The organism is Zavarzinia sp. (assembly GCF_049306435.1).
Lineage (GTDB): Bacteria > Pseudomonadota > Alphaproteobacteria > Zavarziniales > Zavarziniaceae > Zavarzinia.
In genome coordinates, this window is record NZ_JBAQRT010000058.1 from 1 (window position 1) to 7,569 (window position 7,569).

The 7,569-nt window shown below is 67.3% G+C and carries 7 protein-coding genes and 1 pseudogene; 5 read left to right on the forward strand and 3 right to left on the reverse strand.

Going from position 1 to position 7,569, the window contains the following annotated elements:
* A pseudogene (locus WAZ62_RS03010) lies at nt 1-562 on the forward strand (DNA gyrase subunit B); the annotation flags it as partial.
* A 24-nt stretch (nt 563-586) separates the two neighbouring features.
* On the opposite strand, the gene WAZ62_RS03015 reads toward WAZ62_RS03010, so the two are convergent.
* Together WAZ62_RS03015 and WAZ62_RS03020 are read right to left on the reverse strand one after the other, a co-directional pair.
* A complete protein-coding gene (locus tag WAZ62_RS03015) occupies nt 587-1,333 on the reverse strand; it encodes an N-formylglutamate amidohydrolase (protein ID WP_422642052.1) in 747 nt (248 codons plus the stop codon).
* Nucleotides 1,330-2,205: a MurR/RpiR family transcriptional regulator gene (locus tag WAZ62_RS03020; RefSeq protein WP_422642053.1), complete on the reverse strand. Its 876-nt coding sequence runs from the start codon at nt 2,203-2,205 to the stop codon at nt 1,330-1,332. Before WAZ62_RS03020 ends, WAZ62_RS03015 begins: the two co-directional genes overlap by 4 nt.
* 146 nt (nt 2,206-2,351) lie before the next feature.
* On the opposite strand from WAZ62_RS03020, the gene WAZ62_RS03025 reads away from it, so the two are divergent.
* Entirely contained in the window at nt 2,352-3,662 is a 1,311-nt protein-coding gene (locus WAZ62_RS03025) for a hypothetical protein (RefSeq protein ID WP_422642054.1), read from the forward strand.
* Between the two features lie 9 nt (nt 3,663-3,671).
* On the forward strand, nt 3,672-4,823 hold the full coding sequence (locus WAZ62_RS03030) for an amidohydrolase family protein (protein ID WP_422642055.1): 1,152 nt from the start codon (nt 3,672-3,674) through the stop codon (nt 4,821-4,823).
* Here the strand turns inward: WAZ62_RS03030 and WAZ62_RS03035 are convergent.
* Nucleotides 4,815-6,026: a diguanylate cyclase gene (locus WAZ62_RS03035; protein WP_422642056.1), complete on the reverse strand. Its 1,212-nt coding sequence runs from the start codon at nt 6,024-6,026 to the stop codon at nt 4,815-4,817. The two genes, WAZ62_RS03030 and WAZ62_RS03035, sit on opposite strands and share 9 nt — an antisense overlap.
* Nucleotides 6,027-6,111: 85 nt before the next feature.
* On the opposite strand from WAZ62_RS03035, the gene WAZ62_RS03040 reads away from it, so the two are divergent.
* Together WAZ62_RS03040 and WAZ62_RS03045 are read left to right on the forward strand one after the other, a co-directional pair.
* A complete protein-coding gene (locus tag WAZ62_RS03040; protein ID WP_422642057.1) occupies nt 6,112-6,774 on the forward strand; it encodes a DUF1345 domain-containing protein in 663 nt (220 codons plus the stop codon).
* 3 nt (nt 6,775-6,777) lie between these two features.
* The gene (locus tag WAZ62_RS03045) at nt 6,778-7,458 is read left to right on the forward strand and encodes a TIGR02117 family protein (protein ID WP_422642058.1); all 681 of its coding nucleotides are present in this window, start codon (nt 6,778-6,780) and stop codon (nt 7,456-7,458) included.
* The last annotated feature ends 111 nt before the right edge of the window (nt 7,459-7,569 follow it).

Consider the following 7,569-nt stretch of genomic DNA (forward strand, 5'->3'; position numbering starts at 1 on the left):
CCTGTCGCCCGCGGTGCTGGCCGATACCGAAACGACGGCGGCGGCGGCGGCGCGGGTCGCCGCCCGTCTCGATCAATTGGCCGCCGAGGGCGAGGATGGCTGGGCCGGCGAAGTCGGGGTCGAGGGCGGCCTTGTCGTCGCGCGGGAAGTGCGCGGCGTGCGCGAGGCCCATATCCTCGACATCGGCCTGTTCCGCTCGGCCGAGGCGATCCGCCTCGACGAGATCTCGCCCGAGCTGCAGCATATCTACAGCCAGCCGGCCCGCTTCACCCGCAAGGACATGGACGCGAAAGTGTTCAGCCCGACCGCGCTTCTCGACACCGTCCTCGCCATCGGGCGCAAGGGCCTGACCATCCAGCGCTACAAGGGTCTCGGCGAGATGAACCCGGAGCAGCTGTGGGAAACCACTCTCGACACCGAGGCGCGCACGCTGCTGCAGGTGAAAGTCTCCCACGCCGACACGGCGGACGAGATTTTCGCCAAGCTGATGGGCGACGTGGTCGAGCCGCGCCGCGACTTCATCCAGGAAAACGCCCTCTCGGTCGCCAATCTGGACGTGTGATTTGTAAGGTCCCGGCGTAACCCCTCACCCCGCTTCCGGGGCGAGGGCCGCGGCCAGTCGCTCCGCCCAGCGGCGGGCGCCTTCGATCGTGTCGATGCCGTCGTTCCGGATCTCGATCAGGACCGCGTCGAGACCGCGTGCCTCGCCGTGGAGCGGGATCGCGTAATCCTCGTCCGCCGTGATCCGATAGGGCTCGTTCGCCGCGATGACGAGGTCCGTTTCCGCCGACAGGCGCTCGATCAGGCGGCGGGCGAAGGCTTCCGAGCGATCGAACAGAATGCCGGCGTGCCAGGGCCGGCTCTTGCCCAGATAGACCGGCGTGAAGCTGTGGACGGTTACCAGGATCGTCGGCACGCCCCGGGCGAGGCGATCATCGAGAACGCCGGCTACCCGGTGGTGGAAGGGTGTGAAGATACGCTCGATGCGCCGCTGACGCTCGGCGGAATCGAGGTTCAGGTTGCCCGGAATCTCCGTCGATTCCGAGCGGGCGGGGATCAGCGTCCGCGAATGCGGCGGGCGGTTCAGGTCGATCAGCAGGCGGGAGTAACCTGCGAGGAACAGTGGCGCATCGAGGCGGTCGGACAGGCGGGTGGCGACATCCGCCGCGCCGATGTCCCAGCCGATGTGGCGGCGCACCTCCGCCTCGGGCAGGCCGAGGTTGGCATATTCGGACGGAATATGCCGGCTGGCGTGTTCGCACAGGAGGACGAAGGGGGAGAGTCCGCCCTCGTTGCGGGTCGTGACGGCGGGCGGCCAGTCCGCATCGGTCATGGGCGTGTCTTTCCGGCCGGGCCGTCGAGGGTGACCCGATTGGCGCGGCGGATCCGCTCGATCCGCTCCATCCTCGCCCGAGGGCGCTGCGAATCGCGGCTGATCATCAGGTGGCCCAGTACCTCGACCTGGGCGAGGGCGGTGATCTGGCTGTCGAAGGGCGAGTCGATTTCCACCGGCGCGACGATGACATGGGCAGCGTGGCGGGCGACCGGCGACATCCAGGGGTCGGTGAACAGCACGATCTTCACGCCCAGACCGGCGGCCTGAAGGGCAAGCTCCACCACATCGCCCTGATAGCGGCGGTAATCGAAAACGACGAGGACATCGCGCTTTCCCATGTCGGCCAGACGGTCGACGCTTTCGGACGAGCAGGGGCCGATGTCGATCACGCCGTCGCGGAACTGCGAGAGATAGGCGGCGAGAATCGAGGCCAGATGACGGCTGAACCGGCCGCCCAGCAGATGGATGCGCCCGGGCGCTTTCAGCAGGAGATCCGCCACCGGATCGAAGACCGCCGGCGTGAACCGGTCGGCGTAATCGCCGAGTTGCCGCGCGGCCGAGCGGAAAAAGGCCCGGGCCGGATGGTCGGCTTCGGCGGAACCCCGCTTCGCGCCCATCATCAGGAGCGGCGAATGCAGGCCCGCCTCCACCTCGGCCAGAAGCGCGGCCTGGAAATCGGCGAAATTCGCGAAACCCAGCTTGGCGACGAAGCGGGTTACCGTGGGATCGCTCACCCCGGCCTTGCGGGCCAGGGCTGAGGCCGTGCCGATGCCGCCCAGCGGATAATCCGTCAGCAGGGCCTGCGACAGCCGCGTCTCGGCCGGGGTCGGCGCCGGCATCCCGCCGGTCAGTCTGTCCCTGATGTTCATGGCGTCCTCACGTCATGAAAGAGGATTAACATGGACGATGAATATGACAAGGAAGAAAGATTATTGACATGATCGGACGCCGCCCGCCTTAATTCAGGGGGCAAGCGCCGGGCTGCAATGCCTTGGGTTACCGGAGAGTGCACCTCATGACGCGGGAAGCGATTACTTATCTGCTGTGGAGCGATCTGGTCGGCGTCACCCGGACAAGGGGCGTGCCCAGCGCTGATCTGGCCGGCAAGGCGGAGGCGGGCCTCGGCTGGGCCTGCGCCGGCCAGGCCCTGACCGCCTTTGGCAGCATCGTCGACAATCCCTGGGGCCCGATGGACGAGGCGCGCCAGATCCCGGACATGGCCAGCCGCTTCGACTATGAAGGCATCGCGGGCGAAGGCTGGTCGGCGGTCATCTGCGATTCCCGCGCCTCGGTGACCGATGACTGGGATTGCTGCACCCGCAGTTTCTATCGCCGCGCGCTGGAAGCCCTGCGGGCCGAAACCGGCCTGTCGTTCTGCGCCAGTTTCGAGCATGAATTCACCCTCGAGGCGCCAGGCCCGGTCGAGGCGGGCTTTTCCTTCGCCGCCGCCCGGCGCGGCAATAGCTTCCTGCGGGCCTGCTGCGCCGCGCTGCGCGCTGCTGGCGTTACCCCGGAAAGTCTGGAGCCTGAATATGGCGTGTCCCAATACGAGATCGCCTGCGCCCCCGAAATCGGCGTCGCCGCCGCTGATGCCGCGCTGAAGGCGCGTGAAATCATCCGGGCCGTCGCGGCGGATCACGGCGCGCGCGCCAGTTTCACGCCGAAACCGGCGCCCAAGGCGGTCGGCAATGGCGCCCATATCCATTTCAGCCTGGTCGACGCGGCCAGCGGCGAGAATGTCACCCATGATCCGGCTGACGCGCTTGGCCTCACCGCGCGGGCGGCGGCCTTCTGTGCCGGGATTCTCGCTCATCTCGAGGCGCTGGTGGCGATCACGGCGCCGACGCCGGTGTCCTACTACCGGCTGACACCCCATGCCTGGAGCTGCGGCTTCAAGGCGATCGGCCTGCAGAACCGGGAAGCGGCGCTGCGGGTCGCGCCCTCGCCCTCGGCGGATCCGACGCGGCGGCGCAAGGGCTGGAATGTCGAATATCGTCCGTCGGACGGTTGCGCCTCGCCCTATCTGACACTGGGCGCCCTTGTCCTCGCCGGGCTCGACGGCATCCGCCGGGGCCTCGCGCTGCCCCCGGCGATCGATCGCGACCCGGCCGACATGACGCCGGACGAGCGGGCGGCGCTGGGCATCGTGCCGCTGCCCCGGTCGCTCGACGCCGCGCTCGATGCCCTCGAGGCGGACGAGATCGCGAGGGGCTGGTTCTCGCCCACGCTGTTCGATGTCTATCGCCGGCTGAAGCGCTGGGAAGCCGCGACGGCCCGCGAGACCGACGAGCCGACGCTCTTCGCTCGTTATCTGAATGCCTATTGAGGGGCCGAGATGAAGAGTTTCGTCGGCAGTCTGCCGCTGATCGACCACCATTGCCATGGCGTGGTCGCCCGCGATCTCGACCGTCCCGCCTTCGAGGCGCTGATGAGCGAGGGCCACCGCCCGGTGCCGGGCTGCAGCCAGTTCGACAAGCCGCTGGGCCTCGCCCTGCTGCGCCATTGCCCGCCCGTGCTGGACCTCGATCCCCATGCCGAGCCGGGCGACTATCTCGAGCTGCGCCGCAGCCTCGGCTTCGAGGAAGTTTCGCGCCGGCTGATTGGCGCCAATGGCGTCTCCAGCCTGCTGATCGACACCGGCCACCGCTCGGATTCGATCTTCGATCCCGCCCGCATGACCGCGGTCAGCGGCGTGCCCTCGCGCGAGGTGGTGCGCATCGAGGCGGTGATGGAAGAGGTGGCGCGGCAGAAGCCCGTGAGCGGCGCCGCCCTCCGCCAGGCCTTCGAGGCGCGGCTGGCCGGGCGCGCGGCCGAGGCGGTCGGCCTCAAGTCCATCGTCGCCTATCGCACGACCTTCGACATCGACCAGACCGAGCCGTCGCTGGCCGAGGTCGACGCGGCCGGTGACCTGTGGCTGCGCCAGCTGGACACGGGCGAGGCGAAACGGCTCGAGAACGCGGTGCTGATCCGTCACGGGCTGTACGTCGGCGCCCGCCTGTGCCGCGAGAAGGGTTTTCCGATGCAGCTTCATGTCGGTTTCGGCGATCGCGACGTGTCGATGCCGAAATGCGATCCCACCGTGTTCCTGCCCTTCATCGAACAGATGGAAATGATGGGCGTTACCATCACCCTGCTGCATTGCTGGCCCTTCCTGCGCGAGGCGGCCTGGCTGGCGGAAGTCTTCTCCAATGTCTATGTCGATACCGGGGTCAGCCAGAATTTCACCGGCGCCTCGGCGCCGCGGGTGGTGGCGGAAATGATGGAACTGGCGCCATTCCACAAGCAGGTCTACAGCTCCGACGCCTTTGGTCTGGCCGAATTGCATTACATGGGGGCGCTTCTGTTCCGCGATGCCCTGGCCGATGTGCTGGGGGGCTGGATCGCCCGAGGCGACCTGCTGCCCCGCCGGGCGGAGCAGATCGCGAAGGCTATCGCCTTTGGTAACGCCTGCCGGATCTACGGTCTGCCGTTGCCCGCGTCAGCCTGAGAATTCGACCCGGTCGCGGCCATTGCTCTTGGCCGCGTAGAGCGCCCGGTCGGCGCGGTCGAGCAGGCTTTCCAGCGGCTCGCCCTCATGGGTTCGGGTCGCGCCGCCGACGCTGATGCGGACATCGACGGCGACCGCGCCGCATTCGATCGGATAATCGGCCAGAGCACGGTTCAGCCGGCCGGCGATCGTCACCGCCTCGCGGGTGCCGGTCGAGGGCAGCAGGACCGAGAATTCCTCGCCGCCGATGCGGGCGAGCAGGTCGCCGAGGCGCAGGGCCTTGCTGCAACGCTCGGCGACGACGCGCAGCACATGGTCGCCGACGGCATGGCCGTGCTGATCGTTGATCGCCTTGAAATGGTCGATGTCGATCATCAGCAGGGACAGAGCCTCGTGGCTGAGGTCGGTATTCCTGCGCATCACCTCGCCCTGTTCGAAGAAATGGCGCCGATTGCACAGGCCGGTCAGCACATCGGTACAGGCATATTCGCGCCATTCTTCCTCGAGGCGGCGACGTTCCGTGACATCCCAGAACACGACGGTGTAGAGATCGCCGACGAAACGGAAGCGGAACTCGAAATTGCGGTCGAGGCCATCGGCGCAACGCACCTTCCATTCCGCCGAGCGGGACCGCCCCTGATCGGCGCGGGCCTCGGCGATCCGCTCGTGCCATTCGAGGAAGGCATGGCGGCGGTCGCCTTCGTCGGGAAAGGCGAGGTCCCACCAGTCGTCATGGTGGTCCATGTGGACGTCCGGATAGTCGAAGAAATGATCCGAGACTTCGTTGCACAACAGGGGCCGAAAATCGCGATCGTAGATCTCGAGCCCGATGGGCAGGCCGGCGGCCACCTCCTCGAGGCTTTCCAGCCAGGCGCGCTCGTCCGGCACCGGATGGCCGAGGGTAACCGCGAAGCCCTCGTCGCAGGCGATGCCGTCGAGACACAGGGCGCGGAAACCGCCCCGAGTCCGGCAGGTCGCCACGATGCGGAACTCCCGCTTGTCCCGTGTCGATGCTTCAAGGGCCTCGACGGCCTCCTCGCCGATGAGCAGGACGAGGGAGGCGGGCAACGGGAGCCTGGACGGCAGGGCGAGAATACGGCGCGCCCCCTCGTTCGCCGCGACGAGCGTCTCGCCGGCGGCGTTCACGATGATGACCGGCGCTTTCACCAACCGCAGCCAGGGCGGCTCTTCGATGGTGGCCATGATCCCTTTCCGGGCCGTAACTTGGCCATGATGTCGTGACTCCTGTTAAGCGAGTGTTAGCACTGCGAGTGAAAGGGACGCCCATATGCGCTCCAGATTGAGCCGTCTGACCCTGGGTCGGCCGCGCTTCCTGCTGGCCGGCCTCGTCGTCGGTCTCGGCTTTCTGCTGTTGCCGGAAGACCTGCCCGAGGGCCTGCGCCCGGTCGTCGCCTGGAATACCGGGCTTCTCGTCTATCTGGTGGCGACCGGCAGCATGATGGCCCGGGCGACCGAGGCGGACATAAGGCGTCGGGCGCGCATCCACGACGTCCGGCAATGGGTGATCGTTCTCCTCGCGCTGATCGGCACGGGGGCGATCGTGGCGGCCCTCGTCGATTTCCTGCGGGTCTCGCATTTCGGCCAGAACGGCGGAGGCCTGCTCGATTTCGCCCTGGTCTTCTGGACCATCCTTTCGACCTTCACCATGCTGCACATGCTGTTCGCGGTTCATTACGCCCATGCCTATTACGCGGCGATCAGCACGGCGCCGCCGCTCGGCTTTCCCGGTGGCGAAAAGCCCGACTACTTCGACTTCCTCTATTTCTCCTTCGTCGTCGGTCTGACGGCGCAGGTTTCCGATGTCGTCGTGAACAGCCGGCGGCTGCGCCGGACCGTGCTGGTGCATGGCGTCATCGCCTTCTTCTTCAACACGCTGATCCTGGCACTCATGGTCAATATCGCGGCGGGCCTCGTCGGTCGGGGGAGTTGAGGCATGGTCCGGCGGCTGGGCCGACTGGCCCTCGCGGGATTGGGCGTGCTGGTCGGTTTGCCGGTGCTCTATCTGATGGTGGCGCTGGCCGGGGCGCTGCCCCTGTCGCCCGGCCGGCCGGCGGCGGGACCGGCGACGGTAACGATCTTCGTCGTCTCCAACGGTGCCCATGTCGACATTCTGGTCCCGATGCGACACCCGGTCATGGACTGGGGCGACTGGCTGCTGCCGGAACATTACCCGGAAGGGAATCCCTTCATGGCGGCCTATGCCGGTTTTGGCTGGGGCGACCGGGATTTCTATCTGAACACACCGCGCTGGACCGATCTGACGCCGGTGGCGGCGGCCCGTGCCCTTTTCGCGTCACGTGGCAGTCTCGTCCATGTCACGCTGTGGTACGGCACGCCCCTGCCGGGGGGCGGGGTGCGGAGCCTGCGCCTCGATCCCGCCGCCTATGGCCTTCTGGTCGAGGGCCTGAAGGCGGGCTTCGAGACGGGTGACGCGGGTCGGCCCCGGCTGATTCCCGGCTATCGCTATGGTCCGGCCGATGCCTTCTATGAAGGCCGGGGGCGCTATTCGCTGATCCTGACCTGCAACGAATGGGCGGCGCGGCGCTTGCGGGCGGCGGGTGTCGCCATCGGCTGGTGGACGCCGCTGCCCTTTGGTCTCTTGTGGAGTCTCTGACCTTGTCGCGGATGAGATTGCGGATTCACCGGCGGCCGAATCACCCTTATGGTGAGCCATGGCTGGCGTGAACCAAACCGGAACAAAAAAGGCGGGAACCTCTCCCCGGCC